This is a genomic window from Acetobacter estunensis (genome assembly GCF_011516945.1).
In the GTDB taxonomy this organism is placed as follows: domain Bacteria; phylum Pseudomonadota; class Alphaproteobacteria; order Acetobacterales; family Acetobacteraceae; genus Acetobacter; species Acetobacter estunensis.
The window spans coordinates 1-17695 of sequence record NZ_WOTH01000015.1; the positions used below are offsets into that span (position 1 = coordinate 1).

The following is a 17695-nucleotide window of genomic DNA, read 5'->3' on the forward strand; positions in this document are numbered from 1 at the left end:
CAATCTGCTCAAAACGCAGACTGGACGCCATCGCAAAAACCGTCAATCAAATCGCCAAAACCCAGAAATTACCGGCCAAGCACATCAATCAAGGGTTCTTCGATCCCTCCAATTTCGATCACTTTATCTAAAGATAAAAACACTTTGTCCGTTCTTTCACTAAACGGCGAACGAGCATGAAAATTTATGGGAACTGGATGAAACAGGCTCCAGCAATAGCCTTTTTGACAGCATCGTTATTGCTCACCGCCTGCTCTGGCCATTCCCACCTAACCCCTCGCCAAGAAGCTCGACGCGATCAGTCGAAACTGCATAATTGCAATGCTACCACGGACCGCACCGCACGAGGTCGGTGCCTGATGGGAGAAGCACGACGCCATTATTTATATGCGCATCCACCGGGACAACGTAGTCCCCATCGCATTCGATAGATCACGCTCTTCACAACGACACTCTCTCTTTCAGAGTGTGAAGAATTCGGCCTTCACAAAACCTGACCGTGAGATATCTACTATAATAGACGCATTCCTATCTCAGTAAAAATTCATAATGCCCAATGCCGCTCTCTTCACAGATAAGCGGAAATCAGAGAGCTCTCGCTCGGCCATCCCCCAGCACTGCCAACGTGTGCCGGACAATCATCGCATCCTCATCCGTCGGAATGACCCACACCTCAACCTCACTGTCCGGCGTACTGATGATATCCGCATGACGGAGATTCGCCTGCGGGTCGATCTTCACCCCCAACCAGGCAAGTTTCTCACACACCATCGCGCGGATCTCACTCGCGTGCTCGCCAATCCCGGCGGTAAAGACGAAACCATCCAGCCCCTGAAGCGAAGCGATCAGGCCGCCAGCCTGCCGCGCCAGCACATGCACGAAAATCTCCACCGCTTCGCGCGCCTTCGGCTCGGCGCTCGCTAAAAGAGTGCGCATGTCATTTGCCACGCCACCCGAGAGTGCCAGCAGCCCCGACTCCCGATAAAGCAGATGCCGCACTTCATCGACGGACAGACCGAACTGGTTTTCCAGATACAGCACAATGGCTGGGTCCAACGCACCGCAACGTGTACCCATCACCAGTCCGTCCAAAGGCGAAAACCCCATGGTCGTGTCGAGACTCCGGCCTGCCTGCAAGGCGCAGAGACTGGCTCCATTGCCCAGATGCGCCACAATCACCCGTCCTTTTGCCAGATGGGGAGCAATGCTTTCGAGCTTACGGGCAATGTATTCGTAAGACAGGCCGTGAAAGCCATAACGCCTTACACCGGCGGCCTCATAAACCGCAGGCAAAGCGAACCGCCGCGCCACGGCAGGCATGGTTCTGTGAAACGCTGTATCGAAACACGCCACTTGTGGCACGTCCGGGCACAGCTTCATCATTGAACGGATAAGCGCGAGATTATGAGGAATATGCAGCGGCGCAATGGGGGTGAGCTTCTCAAGCGAAGCAATCAACGCCGGCGTAACCCGCTCAGGGGCCATATGATCCGGCCCACCATGCACGACACGGTGACCGATAGCCGTTAGTTCATCGCCCGTAAGATGTTCACGCACACGGACCGCCACTTCTTCCAGCAACGGCTGCATGGACGTCTCACTATCTGTCCAGCGACGTTCGGCGAGAATGGCTCCCTGTGCATTCTTGAGAACAAAATGGGGGGCAGAGCCGATATCCTCAATCTCGCCTTTAAGCAAAAGCGACGACTGACCTTCCTCTCCAACAGTTGTGGCGGAGAATTTAAGGCTGGAGGAGCCAGCGTTGAGCGCGAGAACGATCCGGGGCATCAGGCAAGCCTCCCTTCATGCAGCAGAAAGCCGTCATGATGACACGGATCGCTGCATCAGGCAGCCTCCGTAACGAACAGAGGCTGCTGGTAAAGGGTGGTCTCAGGGACGACCGATCGACTGATACTCCAGCCCTTCGGCACGCATAGCCTGCGGGTCGAAGATGTTGCGCAGATCCACAACAACCTTGCCCTTCATGGCCTCACGAATCGCCTTGGGAGCCAGTGCGCGGAAAATCGTCCATTCCGTCAGAACGACCAGCGCGTCCGCGTCCTTGGCCGCATCCAGCGCGTCCTTGCAGTAAACCGTAGAGGGCGGCAACATCGGCTTGGCCACGTCCATGCCCACTGGGTCATAGGCACGAACTTCCGCTCCCGCTTCTGCCAAACGATGCAGGATGGGGATCGACGGCGCCTCGCGCATGTCGTCCGTCTCGGGCTTGAAGGTCAGCCCCAGCACGGCAATCTTCTTGCCATGCACCGAGCCGCCACATGCCGCGATGATGCGTCCAGCCATGCCAATTTTGCGCGCATCGTTGACCTGCACCGTGGTCTCGACCAGCCGGATCGGGCTACCGGCTTCCTGCCCGATACGCGAGAGCGCCAGCGTGTCCTTGGGGAAGCAGGAACCGCCATAGCCCGGACCGGGGTGCAGGAACTTACGCCCGATACGGCCATCCAGTCCCATTCCCTTCGCGAGATCATGCACATCAGCGCCGAGCTTCTCGCACAGATTGGCGATCTCGTTGATGAAGGAGATCTTCACGGCAAGGAAGGAGTTGGAGGCGTATTTCGTCAGTTCCGCCGTTTCGAGATTCATGAACACCAGCGGTGCTTCGATGATGTAGAGCGGACGGTAGATCTTGCGCATCACCGCCTCGGCGCGCTCGCCACCGTCAGCAGCCTTGCGATCCAGACCGATGATGACGCGATCGGGCTTCATGAAGTCCCCGATCGCGCTGCCCTCACGCAGGAACTCGGGGTTCGAGGCCACGTCGAACTCGGCGTCCGGCCGCTCCGCGCGGATGATTTCCGCAATCCGGCGGCTGGTGCCACACGGCACCGTGGACTTCGTGACGACGACCGTATAGCCGGTCAGCGCGTTGGCGATCTGCCGGGCGGCCGTGTGAACATACTGCATGTCCGCCGCGCCATCGCCATTGCGGGGCGGCGTGCCCACGGCGATGAAAACAGCCTCAGCTCCTTTCACGGCGGCGGCGATGTCATCACCGAATGTCAGGCGCCCCGCCTGCATGTTCGATTCGACAAGCTTGTCGAGTCCGGGCTCATAAATGGGAATACGCCCCTCGCGCAGAGCCGCCAGTCGCGTCGGGCTGTTTTCGACAACCGCGACCTCGATACCGAATTCCGCAAAACACGCGGCCGAGACGAGGCCGACATAGCCTCCACCGATCATCGCAATACGCACTTGAAATCTCCTCCCGGTTTTCCGGGCCAGTCCGAGCAGATAGGGGAACGCCTGTCCCCCGAGACAGGACGAACAATGAGCCTGTCAGAGCGGGCGCGGTCAAGGCCGCAAAAAGAGGAAGGGACATGATCTTTCCAGAAAAGCCTCATTCCATCCACTGTTCTTTGACGTAAGCGGATGCCCGGGTTACGGCATGTTCTTTATCCGCTGCGCGCGGTACCCGAAAAGTCCACCACGCAACGGATTATACGACCAAGGACCAAGACCCACCGGATGAATGCCTTTCTCGATCTTGTGGCCCTGATCGGCCGGACAGTGCTGGCTATTGCCTGCGGCACGGGCGCCATCACGCTGTTCGCGTTGGAAGGTCTCTCCCATCTGGTACGCCCTCCCTTTTACTGGCGGGTTTTCCTCGGCTCCCTGCGCGATACCGGCTTTCTCTCCCTTCCGGTGGTGGCACTGACCGCCCTTTTCTCCGGCGGTGTGATTGCGCTCCAGTCCTATACAGGCTTTGCGCAGTATCATGCCCAGAGCGCCATCGCGAACATCGTGGTGCTGGCCGTAACCCGTGAACTCGGCCCAGTTATGGCGGGCCTGATGGTGGCCGGACGGGTGGGTGCTGCCATGGCCGCACAGATCGGCACCATGCGCGTGACGGATCAGATCGACGCGCTGACGACACTGCGCACCAATCCGATGAAATACCTCGTCACTCCGCGACTGCTGGCCGGCATCATCTCCCTGCCCCTGCTTGTCGTGGTGGCGGACATTCTTGGCGTGATGGGAGGCTTCACCGTCTCCACCGCCAAACTTGGCTTTGCGCCTGAAACCTACATCATGGCGACCCTCAACGGCCTAAAAGTGGAAGACGTGACCGTGGGGCTCGTGAAAGCAGCCGTGTTCGGTTTCCTCATCGCGCTCATGGGCTGTTACTACGGCTACACCAGCCGTGGCGGCGCGGAAGGCGTGGGAAGCGCCACCACATCCGCCGTGGTCTCGGCCTCCATTCTCGTGCTGGCCTTCGATTATCTTCTGACGGATCTGTTTTTCGCCCAATGACCGAGCCAGCCCCCCTTCCCAAGATTCGTATTCGCGGCCTGCGCAAAGCCTTTGGTGCAAAGCAGGTGCTGGACGGCATTGATCTGGACGTACCGCAGGGCACCTCCTTCGTCGTCATCGGCGGCTCAGGCTCCGGCAAATCCGTGCTGCTGCGCTGCATCCTCGGTCTCATCACCCCGGACGAAGGCATCATCGAAATCGATGGCGTGGATGTGCTGCGCGCTCCACAGAGAGAGCGCGAGGAACGGCTGGAAGAAATCGGGATGCTGTTTCAGAACGGCGCCCTTTTCGACAGTCTGTCCGTATGGGAAAATGTCGCGTTCGCCCTGCTTGCCCCAACAGCCTCCCCTCGCCTCTCCCGCGCACAGGCCCGCGTCCGCGCCAATGACGTTCTGGCGCAGGTCGGGCTGGATGCATCCGTGGGCGATCTCTATCCCTCCGAGCTTTCGGGCGGCATGCAAAAGCGCGTGGGGCTTGCCCGCGCCATAGCGGATCGTCCTGAAATCCTGTTTTTCGATGAGCCTACTACAGGCCTCGATCCCATCATGGGCGCGGTGATCGATGGGCTGATCGTGGACTGTGTGAAGCGTATGGGCTCAACGGCCATTGCCATCACGCACGACATGGCCTCCGCCCAGCGCATTGGCGATCAGGCCGCCATGCTCTATCGCGGCAAACTGGTGTGGCAGGGACCGGCAAGTTCGCTCATGCACAGCGGCAATCCGATGGTGGATCAGTTCACCCATGGACGTCGGGAAGGCCCGATCACCATGGAATTGCGACGCTGACGGCCTTTCCATGACACGCCCCCTGACCGTTATCGGACTGATGAGCGGCACCTCGCTCGATGGCGTCGATGCCGCCGTGATCCGCACGGACGGCGAACGGGTCTTCGCTCATGGACCGTCATTCGAACTGCCCTACCCGTCTGAACTGCGCCAGCGCACCCGCGATCTGCTGGATCGTGCGAGTGAACTGGATGCACATGATCCTGAACTTCTGTCCGTTGAGCGCGCCCTCACGCTCCATCACGTAGAAACCGTGCAAACACTCCGCGCGCGCGCCGAAATGCCGATCGATCTGCTCGGTTTCCATGGGCAGACAATTTTCCACGCTCCCGCCCAACACCGGACGTGGCAGATCGGCGATGCCGCGCTGCTGTCACGCGAAACCGGGCTGGCAGTAGTTCATGACTTCCGCAGCGCGGATGTCGCTGCTGGCGGTGAAGGCGCACCGCTTGCGCCGTGTTACCACGCAGCACTCCTGCATGACGCACCGCGTCCCGTGGCGGTGCTCAACATTGGCGGCGTGGCCAATGTAACGTTTATCGACCGCGATGGCACAATCATTGCCTGCGACACCGGACCGGGCAATGCCTTGCTGGATGACTGGGCACTTCGGCACACCGGTCGCTCCTGCGATGTGAATGGAAATCTTGCCCGGGCCGGTCGCGTTGATCGGGACATTCTTGAACGCCTGCTCGCCCACCCTTATTTTCAGCGTCCCGCCCCAAAATCTCTGGATCGTCTCTCTTTTGCCATGGCTCTCGACGCCGTGCGCAACCTCAGCCCCGAGGACGGTGCTGCCACTCTCACGGCCTTTACCGTGCAGGCGATCGCCCGCACGTCCCTGCCGCATCGTCCCGAGGTCTGGTTTGTCTGTGGCGGAGGACGCCACAACCCCATGTTCATGGAAGGCTTGCGGCATACCCTTCAGGCATCGGTCGAACCCGTTGAAGCGCTCGGGTGGAACGGCGATGCTCTGGAAGCCGAGTGTTTCGGCTATCTTGCCGTGCGAGCATTGAGAGGACTGCCGCTTTCATCCCCTCTCATCACAGGCGCTCCCTCGTCAATTTCCGGTGGAAGGCTGACATGTTCGGGGCTGCATCCCATCCCCCAGTGGCTCGGTGATTTCGAGAGATAAGTCATGCTTGACGCCCTTCGTGAGCACGACTAATTAGTCCGCGTCAGGCCGGCGTAGCACAGTGGTAGTGCAGCTGATTTGTAATCAGAAGGTCGGGAGTTCAAATCTCTCCGCCGGCACCATGATTTCCCAATAAAAACAAACTGTTGATAGCGTAAGCTACCCTTTCATTTTAAGCCTATATCTACTTCTGTCAGCTGGAGACAGGGACAACAGCGCATCTTGCTCGACGCACCTGTTTTCCCTGAGGCCGTAGCCCACCGCAAATACCGGAATGCCATTCACAGAGCAGAAGTTGGTCTCTTAAGCCTATCAGCAGATGACTTTTTTCATCTTAAATCAGCCCGTAACGCTCCAGTAAATTGTCCACTTCCGTTCCATCCGTCAGATGACGAACCAGCCCGGAGGCTGGTACTTTCTTCCCGTCCCGCAGTTCACCCGCAGCTTGCAGCAGCATCCGAACATCATAGATGCTGCCAAAAACTTCCGGCACAGCCCGGTCAACATCAAGTAACGTATAGACTGCCTCCATCGCCGTGCGGACGGAATATTCCGTCGTAAACACCGTATCACGCGGCGTTTCAGCGAACTGTCCGAGAAAGGCCAGATTGACACTCCCGTCCGGCACCACCTTCGGACGGTCTCCCGGAGAGCGCGGCATGAACTGCGCCGTAATGAAGGGCATCATGCAAGGATGTGTGATCGCCCCTTTCGCCGCCATGTCATCGATCTGATCCGTTGGCACGCCCATGTGAAACAGCCACTCCCGCGTGATGTCTTCGCCTGTGCATTCCTGCATCGGCTTTTTCACGTAATCACCCGGCACATCACTGAACAGGCCGTAAAGCCACGCCACCATCTGCCCTTTTTTCTGCCCTTTGAAATGGGGCTGCCGACTGACCACCCAACTCATCAACCATGCGGAATCCTGAATCGTGATCGGCCCTCCCGTTACCGTCCGTCCGGAGAACGGATCGCGGCCCGTCACCTTATGCACAAGTGCAGGGATGCGTTCATCCAGCGTCGTGACCGTCGCAGATTCCCAGCGAGATTTCTTCGTATCACTGCAGAACACATCCGGCCTTCCAAATGCCGGATCCTGCGCCGCAATATTGCGCCAAAGCTGCCAGATGCTTCCTTCGTGAATGGAAGAATCGATCGGCGCAGGCATGTGATGGTCACCCCAACGAGAGTTCTCCACCATGGAGCCATTGGTAACGAAAACCAGTTCATCCGGGCTGAGATCGACACCTGCTGCCGCACCGTTTTCCAGCCAGTCGATATGGGTCGCCACTTTTTTCCCATCCGATGTATCGACCGTAACATTCGTTACCCGCACACCATGCCGAACCACGACACCCTGATCGGCAAGCCATGTAACCAGCGGCTTACTCAGGGATTCCTGCTGATTGTATTTGGTGAACTTCAGGGTGTGCAGATCCTTCAATCCAAGAATCTGATGTATAAAGCGGGCAAGATAACGCTTCATCTCAATCGCGCTATGCCAGGTCTCGAAGGCAAACATCGAGCGCCAGAACAGCCAGAAATTCGACTTCATGAAATCGACCGACAGCACATCGCTGATGGTCTTTCCAGCAAGCTTTTCCTCATCTGCAAGGATGAGCGAAACGATCTCCTTCCGGGCCTTCCCGGTCAGCGTCAGCTTGTCGCGCCCCGGCAGGGGCTGCCCCCGCCCGCACATTGCCCGTACCGGACTGCTGCTAGGATCCACCCGATTGAGACGATAGAATTCATCGAGCACGGAGGCGTCCGGCACTTCCAGCGATGGAATGGAACTATAAAGATCCCACAGACACTGGAACTGCTCCTCCATTTCCCGGCCACCCCGGATCAGCCAGCCGGTCTCTGCATTGCCAGCGCCGTCCAACGCCCCGCCATCGGCGTCCGATGCCTCAAGAATGGTGATCTTCTGAGGGTCCATCTGCGCGTCACGGATCAGAAATGCTGCCGCTGCCATGCCAGCAAGACCACCGCCCACAATCCACGCTGAACGATTTTCAATTCCGGCCGGCTTTTCAGGACGAACGAAAGCTTCGAAATTACTGTGAGCATATCTCATGGGATGTTCACCTCCGGTCAGGGCGACAGCGTATCCATCCGCCGCTCCATATGGAAAACTTCGCTGACGATCACATGCTTCTTCTTCGCGCCTGTCCTTGACGTGCATCATCTTCACGCAAAGCGTGATGTCGCTCTTGTTCTCCTGTCTGCCGAAGCTTCACTTGTTTTCTTCAGAACATTGGGAGGATGGCTTCGACCTCTCTGTAAAGTGCTGTCCCGGGTGCCATAACGATGGGACACGACCATGGTGACCAAAATTCACCAGTCGCGCCTCTTCAAGATCAATACGTCCGAGAAGGTTGGAACGCAGCACCCATGTGGCAAGCGAAGCCCCCGCAAAAGGCCCCACCACGTAAATCCAGAAACCGCCCCATTGGTCACTGAAAAGCGCTGGCCCAAAACTGCGGGCCAGATTGGAACTGTTACCCGACAACCACGCCGAAATCGGATTGCAGATCAAAAAGTACAGGCCACCCGCCCAAGGCGTAAACCATTTCAGAAAAGGATGAGCCGCCAGACGGCACACCAGCAGCACGAGAAACAGGGTCAACAATGTTTCTGTCATCAATGGCCAGAGGATTGCGACACCGCTGAAAGGGACTGTTGCAGCGTAAGACGACACATGCGCCATTCGGCCCCAGAACGGCCAGATACCGCCCAATTCCGCAAGAAAAAATGTCGCCAGACAGGCACCCGCCATCTGCGCAACGACATAACCGCACAAATCAATGAATCTTAATCGTCCAGCCAGACTGAAGGCGACAGAAATGGAGGGGCTGAGATGCGCCCCACTGACACGACCAAACGGCGTAAAGGCCGCGACTGTTCCCGAAAGTCCAAAGAAGAGGCCACAAAGCGCCGTCTGCACAAGTGGATGCGGCGCAAGAACGCGCCCTACAGATGTCAGCGGCGTGGTCAACAAGGCAACCGAAACAATCCCACACAGCATCATGACCGCCGTGGCCACCATTTCACAAATGTAGAGCTTCCAGTGAAAAGGACGCTTGGGGTGCGGATGACCGGCAAGCGGACGATCCTCCATGACATGAGGGGCCGCCTGCCGGGTTTCAGTCATCTCTCTTCTGCCTTCCCTGCTATTCCGCGCCAACGAAATTCATACCGGGGAAACCTGCCGCTTCCGCTTCGATTGGGTTCGCGTCAGAAATTGCCGCAACGGCTCATCTCATCATTGGCATGCTACCTGCACGCTCACGTGTTTCAATTGTTCCCTGTGCAGACGAGCATCCCTGACAATTTCTGTCATCGATTCATTTTAGAGAAAGCAGGGCACGACCTTGCAGCGTGGATCGCATCTCTTTCGTCTTTTATGACGACTCTGAATTTTGAGAACTTACTGTTCACATATAACATTAATGAAACTACGCTCCATAGAGTTCCCGCGTCCATTCAATTCCAGAATTATTCTCTCTATAAAATTTCAATAAATTTCCGATTCGTTATTTCATTCTTCAGTCGCATCTTTCACAACTGGGGAAGCACATGCGCAAACATAACGCCATCCATCCTTGCCCATCTTAAGAGCGTCGATATTGGCGGGTGGGATGATGTCCCAGACATCTCCTGTCCATACAAAGACATCTGTAGATTCAGAATTATATTCCAGAACATGTCTGGTTCCGCTTTGCGTTCCTTCCGGAGGTCGGCAATCGTTGAGGGTATTCATACAAAAACAGCTTTCTCAGGTGGCAATAATTTCTTCCATCACCTCCATACCCCTTGAAAGCTTCTTATCGCCTAATGGCATGCGTGAACGACACGCCCAATTCCACGTTGTTTGACCACAGCAACAGCGCCACTCCTGATACCGTTGAGCCTCCGTGTCCTGCCTGCCACCAAACAAGAGGCCCGCATGCCACACCCACAAAAGATCGCCATTCTTGCTTCTCTCATGCTGGCGCTGTCCGGCTGCTACGGTGGATATGGCTATTCTGGCTACGTTGAGAGACCATATTACGGTGGTTTCGGCCCACCGCCTCCCGCATGGGGCGGTGGCTGGCGGAGAGGCCCTCCTCCCGGCCCCGGCTGGGCCCATGATCGTGGTCCAAGACCCGGAAGAGGCTGGAGCGGAATGCCACCCGGCAGGCCACCACATGGTGGAGGTGGTGGACAAAATGGACCCGGTCCGCACGGTGGCGGACGCCCCCATGGCGGCGCAGGCAATCATCCACCCAGTGGAGGAGGTCCACGCGGCGGCCATGGTCATTCTCGTTAGATTCAACCTCTCCCGTCCGCCACCGAAAATGTGACGATCGTTCCGGCTTCACAGAAGAGTGCTCTCAATTGACCCGGCTTCTCCAGCGTGAGAGGAGCAAACCATGGAACTGAGGCATCTGCGCTATTTCGTGGCCGTGGCCGAACACGGCAGTTTCACCCGGGCAGCCGGTGCTCTGGGTATGGAACAGCCTCCCCTCAGCCAACAGATCAAACAATTCGAGCGCCTGTTGGGGGCCACGCTTTTCCATCGCATGACCCGTGGTGTGGAACTGACCGAAGTGGGAGCGACGCTCTTGCCACAAGCTCAGGCCATTCTCTCCATGAGTGGTGAGTTTCTGGCTCTGGCCCAAGGTCTTTCGCGCGGCGAACGCGGACATCTGCGTGTCGGGCTTGCTGGAGCTGTGTCGCTGCTGCCCATCATTCCCCAAGTCATCCGCCGTTTTCGCGAGACATGGCCGGAGGTGGTGGTCTCTTTCGAGGAGAGCAACACGCCTGCGCTGTCCACCGCCCTTCATGAGCGTCGGGTGGATGTGGCCGTGGTCCGACCTCCCATGATGGACGAGGACAACCTTGCCGTTTATCCGTTGCTTGATGAGCCGACGGTCGCCGCACTCCCAAGCGGCCACACTCACGCGGGCGATGGTGCGATCCGGCTGTCCATGCTCGAACATGAACCGCTCATCATCTTTCCTCGCGAACTTGGTCCGGGCTTTCATGACGCCATTCTCTCGGCGTGTCAGAACGCGGGCTTCACGCCCCGGATGGGCCAACAGGCTCCGCAGATTGCAGCAACGGTTCCTCTGGTGGCGGCAGGACTGGGCGTATCCGTCGTGCCGCGCTCATTATCGCAGATCCACGCGGGAGGCGTGACATTTCATCCAATTGAGGAACCTGCTCCACGCGCTTCACTGGCCATTGCAGTGCTGAAAGGACATCCCACACCTTTGGTCAGCCGTTTTGTCTCGACATTGCGTGAGGCTTGCCGGGAATGGGACGATGAACAGCAGACCATGGACCCATCGTCCATCTCTGCCCTCCCGTAACACCGACCCCCCTGAGCAGTCAGTCCCTCAGGGCAGGCAGCCCACTTCAATCTAAACAGGTATTCTGGATATCTTTTTTCTGCACAAAAAAAGATATCGATTTTCACGAAGCGTCCCTTAACTTCTCTTCCACCTTCGCCGGATCAAGGCTATTTTCTCATACTGGACCGCGAAACCGCTCTAGCGGCTTGTTGGCACACCGCGCGGCCCTCCATATGACGGGAGACGGAGAAGCGTGCGTCATTGTTCGTGGTGCGGAGAACCCTTCGAGGGTAAGGAGTTCGGGCATTATTGCTCGCGTTACTGCGCGGACGCCGCACATAGAGAAGAAGAAGCGACTGCGGGCAAAGGAGAAGCTGCAACGGCTTCTTCATCCGCAGAGACATTACAGGAAAACACTCCGCTTGGCCGTTCAGGCGTTTTTCCACGTGTCTGGAATATCACGGGAAATGTCTGCAAAGGCCTCGGTGCCATTGTCGCCCTGCTGCTTCTTGCGCAAGGAGCAAGCGAATGGCTCAATCGCTCTTCCCTTCCCGTCCCCGAAGTGAGCCTTGCCCCTTTGTCCGAGCAAAAGAGCGCCGACACGGCTATTCACCCGCTGACGCCAGAACCTCCAACGCCACTTCCTCAACCTAGTACGGTCGCCCATGAGGACGCTCCGACCATCTCAGAAGTTCCGAAGACGCCGGAGCAGCCACCTGTCCCGGCTCCAGCAATGGCTCCAGAACCCCAAACGACAACAGCCTCCGCTGAACCCACTTCGGTACCCGATAAACCTGCCGTCAAAATCTCCTCTAATTCTTTCGTTGCGGGAGAAGCCGCCCGGAAGAAATGGGACCGCTGGGTGCGTTCACTGTCAGGAGAAAGACGCAAAGGAGCACTGTATTGGGCAGCCGGAACCAGTAATCACACAGTCAGACAATGTGATGGCATGGAAGATTTCGCTCTGAGTTGTTTTACCGCTCAACGGAAACTGGCCGACATCGAACAGCGGCGAACCCACGATCTCAATTTTGACCGAGGCTGGAAAGCAGGGCATCGCGCGTTACGCTAAACCTCTCAGGTGGCTCTCAATGAAAGAGAGCCGCCCCTTATCCAATATCCTCAGGTGAAATCGGTATAGGCTCCGGTTCCCTGAAGTTCGTTCTCGGCTGCGGTCATTTCATCAGTGGTAGGCTGTCGGGCCGCCGTGTTCTCATAGAAAGCCGTAATAAGGGCCTGCGCCGCGTCGCCATGGGAAAGCGTATACAGAAGCGTGGTGCGGGATGACCCAGCCTGCAACTGATTTTCCCAGTCGCTGATAGTGTCCGTTGAGACGGTCTCTCCCAGAATTCGCGAATAGGCGCTACTGACCTCGCTCGCCGCTTCTTGTCCATGCGTCACCCAGTAAACCACCGAATCATGTGTCGAGCCGGCCGCGAGAACATCCTCCCAACTACTGATCTGATACGTAAGCGGCGTAATGCCTACTTTCTCCTGATAGATATTTGTGATGTCAGCCGCCGCTTCCACACCATGGCTGACACACTGGATCAAATCCTGATAGCCGGAACCCGCAGCAAAACTGTCTTCCCAACCCGTTATCTGATAATCCGAGGCTGTAAAATCAGCCTTATCCAGATAAACCGACTGAATGAGTGCCTGAGCTTCCGCACCGTGACTGACACACTGGATCAGATCCTGATAATTATCACCTGAGGCAAGGCTGCTTTCCCAACTTGTTACCTGATAATCGGCGGGAGTTACATCTGCTATGCGCTCATAAGTCTGAACGATCAGATCCTGAGCTTCGACACCCGAAGAGATCGTCTGCACGAAGGCGTTATAATTCCCTCCCGTCGCAAGATAATCCTCCCAATAGGAAATCTGCCCCTGCCACGCCGTCACATCGGCTTTTTGCTGATACACATCGCTGATCGCGCTGCTGGCAAGATCGCTATGGGTCAGTTGCTGCACGAAACTGTCCAGCGTCACATCGCTCGACACCATCGCCGCACGCCATGACGCGACCTGATCGCTATCTGCCGTGACCGTCACACCCACTTTGTCGGCATACGCCGCGATAATGGCGTCCGCCGTGCCTTGGGAATAGACCACATCCTGCTTCAGAGAGGCGAACGTATCGCCTGCGGCCAGCATCGATTGCCCCTGACTGATGACGCGGGAAGATGCCTCATCGCCCGTCAGATCCACGAACAAGGACTGGAGTGCGCTGCTCGCTGTCGATGATTGCGCCAGCGAACTGACCAATCCGGAATAATCCGAGTAATAATCCCCATAGGAATCCATCTTCACGACGGTAATGTCGGACGCACTGCTGCTCAGTTCGGTACTTGTCGGCGTACGCCCGAGAACCGACTGGTACGCCCATGTCACGCTGTCGTCGATCAACTGATCTGTTTGGGTAGACACAAAAAACGGCTTCGTTGGATAGATCGTGCTGGACCAACTGAAAGTATCGTTCGCAGAGGTGGTGGAAGACGTGGTCTGTGCCGTGTCCGTAGACAGAAACGTCAGGCTGCCACTGCCATTGGTCGATGTTGAAGATGTCGTAGACGGCGAAGACGGCGAAGACGTGGCGGTTCCGGTTCCCGTGGTGGCGAGAGTGTCAGCAGCACTCGCCACCGTTGCGCTGTTGCTTGTGTAATCAGAGGCAGTAGCCCCCGTCGTCGCAACAGGCGTCGTATCCGTAGTTGTACTATAGGCTGCGGCCAATGTGTCCGCCGTGGACGCAACAGGCGTCACTGTTGCAAGCGTCTGATCCGTCGAAGATGTACCGCTCGTCGCCGCTGCAAGAATCTGCGAAGAATCAGTCATCTGCAATCATATCCCTACTAAAATACGTGACCGTTTCCTCTGGCTCCCGAGCAAGAATGGAATCGGCTTTAACGATTTATTAGCGATATGGTTGCGTCCCCACCAAGTCAAATTGAAACAGAACGGCGTGTTTCTTTTCCCCAAAAGTGACGCATTCATCCCACACTTGCGCCGCCTCAGGGACGACCCGAGCGATGATAGGGATGACCGCAGGCGATGGCGCGAGCCCTGTAGATCTGTTCCACCAGCATGATCCGCGCCAGCATGTGCGGCCAGGTCAAGCTCCCCAGCGACAGGGTCGCGTCCGCGCGTTCTATAACGGAGGCATCAAATCCTTCGGCTCCCCCGATCAGGAAACAGACCGTTCGTCCCGTTTCCAGCCATCCTGAAAGCCGCGTCGAAAATGCTTCACTGGTCAGAACCTTTCCACCCAGATCGAGAGCCACCACGAGGGCACGATCCGGCAGCGCCCCAAGAAGGGCGGAGGCCTCACGCCGTTTGATCTCGACCGGCGCGCCTCTTCCATCCGGCAGTTCCGTAATCGTCAGAGATGGATCAAGGCGCTTGCAGTAACGCTCGATAAGAGCGCGTTCGTGGGCATCCTTCATGCGTCCAATGGCTATCAGGCGCATGAAGACACTGTTCGGAAAAGAGAGATTTCAGCCATTTCCCATCTATGCCGCATGCGGAAACATGAGACCATCATGCGGTGCCAGATGCGCTTATCGAGGCAGCGGTGCGGTCCGAAACAATGTAACCCGCAGACCGCCATGCGGTACAGGCGCTTCGGGCGCAAGAAACGGCAACCCCGTTGCCTCGGCCAGATGCCGTTCGGTTGTGACCACCCCCGCGCGCCAGCCTCCAAAACGTGCCAGAAGCACCTGCCCCAAGGCCCGATACAGTGGCATAAGACGCTTCCGATCGCCAATCCGGTTCCCATAAGGCGCATTGGTTATGACAAGACCGGGCGGTCCCTCCGGTGGCGTGATCTCGCTGATCGTCCGTTCCACGAACTCCGTCCACGACGCCACCCCTGCCCGCTCCGCATTGTCACGACTCATGCGGATTGCACCTGCGTCCCGGTCACTTCCATAAAACCTTACCACAGGCGTACGGGCGCTTTGTACGCCGCGCATCTTTTCCCATGCTTGCGCATCGAATGTTGCAAGCTGTTCAAACGCAAAATGTCGCGACCGACCGGGGTTCAACCGTGCCGCAATCTCGGCGGCTTCAATGACAAACGTGCCCGAACCGCACATCGGGTCGAGCACAGGCTCTTCTCCCGTAAAACTGCATTGTCGCAGAAAAAGAGACGCCATTGTCTCACGAAGGGGAGCACGGTTGACGGCCTGCTTATGCCCACGCCGGTGCAGCATTTCGCCAGACGTATCGACACTCAATGTGCAGACATTGCGCTCTAGTCGTGCCCGCACGACAATTTCTGCGTCGGGACTTTGGGGGGCGCCCAATGTCTCATGAATGGCCGTGCCGATCCGCTGGGCCACCGCTTTTTCGTGATAAAGGCGCGAACCTACCGACACGGCCTCGACACGGAAAGGCACATCCGCACGCAGAACGTGGCTCCACGGGACCTGCCGTGCCAACTGATCGAGTTGCGCGAGATGCGTGACCCGGAAGGAGGCGATACGAGCCAGAACGCGCGTCGCACCTCGAACCCACAGATTGGCCCGCCATACCTCAGGCCATCCGCCATGCGTGATGACACCACCCGGAACGGCCACCGGTCGCTTGAATCCCTTGTACCGCACCTCATCGCACAGCACAGCTTCAAGACCGGGGTTAGTGGCAAGAAATATCTCGAAATCCGCGCTCTTCGTCATGATGCCTGCAATGGCAGGAAGGAGCGGTCAGGGCAACATGCCGAACCGTCGCACGACACTCCAACCGGAGCGACTGCGCGGAAAAGGCGTATCACCGTCAAAGTCAGGCACGCTTGAAATGGACTTCAGGCGTCAAGCAGGATTGCAATCGTCCATATTATGGGGACATCGGAACAACCTGAGTCGTCCGCCCACATGCTTGGGATCGGCACTGTAGCGCACCGATCCATGACGCAATCAGAGTCTGGTGACCTCACCCTCCGTGGTCTCGTCGAGATCGCTGCCCCACATCTGTTCCAGTCCGTAAAGCGTGCGCGCTTCCGCCTTGAAGAGGTGGATGACGATGTCACCCGCGTCGATCAGCACCCAGTCAGACCCGTTAGCGCCCTCGACGAGAATACGCTTGAGGCCGGCTTCACGCAGCTTGCGTTCGATATGCTGGGACATGGCTGCGATCTGACGATCCGCCACGCCCGTGGCGATCACCATGCGGTCAGCAAAGGACGCACGCCCCGTCAGATCGATGACGACGATGTCCTCACCTTTGTCATCGTCGATGCTTTCCGTGATGAGCTTGAGATACGTCTCCAGTTCATCCGCAGGCGCATGCGGACGCTTCTTCGTCTCCTTGCGCGGGCCGGCAGCCGCAGCCTTCTTGCGGGGCGTGCCCGGCGCCTTCACGGCTTCCGCCAGAGCGGGATCGACGGGCTTGGTCGCTGTCTTGGACTTGGCAGGCACACGCGGCGCGGCAGACGCCGGACCGGCTCCCGCCGTGCGACGCTTGGCTTCCGTATCGGAAGGGGGCTTCCTGGCTATGACCGTATCTCCTGCCGGGTGGATGCCCGATCTGTCTGACGTAAGGATTCCGTGCTGCCTGCACGACGCAGGGCAGTTGCCGATATACCGTTCTGTGGCCCCGGAAGAAAAGCCCAGACTGGAGGGGTTTTTTCGACAAGTTGACGAATACGTCCCACCGGCAGCCGCGCATGGCGCAACCGTTGCGCCGTCTGGCCGTGCAGCGCCGCCGTCGTGCTGCCCGGACGCGGCATGACGGCAATCGGCACCTCCCGCACAAAGGCTTTCCAGCGATGCCAGCGCGGAAGCTCGGCAAAGACATCCGCCCCCATCAGCCACACAAAATGCGCGCGTGGGAATCGCCTCCTGAGCGCACGCACCGTATCGACCGCATAGCGTGTGCCCAGACGCACCTCGATCGCGGTCGGCACAAGATGCGGCTCACACGCCAGCCGTCTTACTGACGCAAGACGCAATGCCAGCGAGGCCATACCGCGCTTTTCCTTGAGCGGATTGCCGGGAGACACCATCAGCCACACCTGATCCAATCCCAGCACATGCAACGCACGCCGGGCGATCTGGATATGACCTTCATGGGCCGGATTGAACGAGCCGCCGAGGAGACCGATCCGCAACGCGCGCCTATCTCCCCGCACAGGCAGCGTGGCATGATGAACCGGCACG

15 protein-coding genes and 1 tRNA gene are annotated in these 17695 nt (G+C 57.8%); 6 read left to right on the forward strand and 10 right to left on the reverse strand.

The genetic code is table 11. The annotated features are described in order from the left end of the window. Positions 1-585: 585 nt before the first annotated feature. Positions 586-1788 carry an acetate/propionate family kinase gene (locus tag GOB87_RS08695; protein ID WP_166315317.1) on the reverse strand — a complete coding sequence of 401 codons (1203 nt, stop codon included), beginning with the start codon at positions 1786-1788 and terminating at the stop codon, positions 586-588. Positions 1789-1890: 102 nt separating this feature from the next. After that, positions 1891-3204: a UDP-glucose dehydrogenase family protein gene (locus tag GOB87_RS08700; protein WP_166315477.1), complete on the reverse strand. Its 1314-nt coding sequence runs from the start codon at positions 3202-3204 to the stop codon at positions 1891-1893. Between the two features lie 285 nt (positions 3205-3489). Between GOB87_RS08700 and GOB87_RS08705 the strand changes: the two genes are divergently transcribed. The 4 genes from GOB87_RS08705 (at position 3490) to GOB87_RS08720 (ending at position 6320) form a co-directional block, all read left to right on the forward strand. After that, entirely contained in the window at positions 3490-4275 is a 786-nt protein-coding gene (locus tag GOB87_RS08705; protein ID WP_166315320.1) for an MlaE family ABC transporter permease, read from the forward strand. After that, positions 4272-5063, forward strand: coding sequence for an ABC transporter ATP-binding protein (locus GOB87_RS08710; RefSeq protein ID WP_166315323.1), 792 nt, complete (start codon positions 4272-4274; stop codon positions 5061-5063). The genes GOB87_RS08705 and GOB87_RS08710 overlap by 4 nt, the downstream gene beginning before the upstream one ends. A gap of 10 nt (positions 5064-5073) precedes the next feature. Continuing rightward, positions 5074-6198 carry an anhydro-N-acetylmuramic acid kinase gene (locus GOB87_RS08715; protein ID WP_166315326.1) on the forward strand — a complete coding sequence of 375 codons (1125 nt, stop codon included), beginning with the start codon at positions 5074-5076 and terminating at the stop codon, positions 6196-6198. 47 nt (positions 6199-6245) lie between these two features. Continuing rightward, positions 6246-6320 (forward strand) — tRNA-Thr (locus GOB87_RS08720). A gap of 212 nt (positions 6321-6532) precedes the next feature. Here the strand turns inward: GOB87_RS08720 and GOB87_RS08725 are convergent. The 3 genes from GOB87_RS08725 to GOB87_RS08735 all read right to left on the reverse strand — a co-directional run bounded on the left by GOB87_RS08725 (position 6533) and on the right by GOB87_RS08735 (position 9964). Next, entirely contained in the window at positions 6533-8278 is a 1746-nt protein-coding gene (locus GOB87_RS08725; RefSeq protein ID WP_166315329.1) for an oleate hydratase, read from the reverse strand. A 159-nt stretch (positions 8279-8437) separates the two neighbouring features. Continuing rightward, a complete protein-coding gene (locus GOB87_RS08730) occupies positions 8438-9355 on the reverse strand; it encodes an MIP/aquaporin family protein (protein WP_166315332.1) in 918 nt (305 codons plus the stop codon). 387 nt (positions 9356-9742) lie between these two features. Further along, entirely contained in the window at positions 9743-9964 is a 222-nt protein-coding gene (locus GOB87_RS08735; protein WP_166315335.1) for a hypothetical protein, read from the reverse strand. Positions 9965-10331: 367 nt separating this feature from the next. Here GOB87_RS08735 and GOB87_RS08740 point away from each other — a divergent pair, with 367 nt between their 5' ends. Both GOB87_RS08740 and GOB87_RS08745 read left to right on the forward strand, forming a co-directional pair. Next, a complete protein-coding gene (locus tag GOB87_RS08740; protein ID WP_166315338.1) occupies positions 10332-10547 on the forward strand; it encodes a hypothetical protein in 216 nt (71 codons plus the stop codon). 69 nt (positions 10548-10616) lie between these two features. Further along, positions 10617-11558, forward strand: coding sequence for a LysR family transcriptional regulator (locus GOB87_RS08745; protein WP_166315341.1), 942 nt, complete (start codon positions 10617-10619; stop codon positions 11556-11558). A gap of 1104 nt (positions 11559-12662) precedes the next feature. On the opposite strand, the gene GOB87_RS08750 is transcribed toward GOB87_RS08745, so the two are convergent. The 5 genes from GOB87_RS08750 to GOB87_RS08770 form a co-directional block, all read right to left on the reverse strand. After that, on the reverse strand, positions 12663-14375 hold the full coding sequence (locus GOB87_RS08750; RefSeq protein WP_166315344.1) for a hypothetical protein: 1713 nt from the start codon (positions 14373-14375) through the stop codon (positions 12663-12665). A 176-nt stretch (positions 14376-14551) separates the two neighbouring features. Further along, on the reverse strand, positions 14552-15007 hold the full coding sequence (locus tag GOB87_RS08755; protein WP_166315347.1) for a 23S rRNA (pseudouridine(1915)-N(3))-methyltransferase RlmH: 456 nt from the start codon (positions 15005-15007) through the stop codon (positions 14552-14554). 90 nt (positions 15008-15097) lie between these two features. Next, on the reverse strand, positions 15098-16216 hold the full coding sequence (locus tag GOB87_RS08760; protein ID WP_166315350.1) for a THUMP domain-containing class I SAM-dependent RNA methyltransferase: 1119 nt from the start codon (positions 16214-16216) through the stop codon (positions 15098-15100). Positions 16217-16453: 237 nt separating this feature from the next. Continuing rightward, positions 16454-16909, reverse strand: coding sequence for a ribosome silencing factor (gene rsfS / locus GOB87_RS08765; protein ID WP_166315480.1), 456 nt, complete (start codon positions 16907-16909; stop codon positions 16454-16456). Between the two features lie 119 nt (positions 16910-17028). Further along, the gene (locus GOB87_RS08770; RefSeq protein WP_264805740.1) at positions 17029-17694 is read right to left on the reverse strand and encodes a nicotinate-nucleotide adenylyltransferase; all 666 of its coding nucleotides are present in this window, start codon (positions 17692-17694) and stop codon (positions 17029-17031) included. Position 17695: the final 1 nt, after the last annotated feature.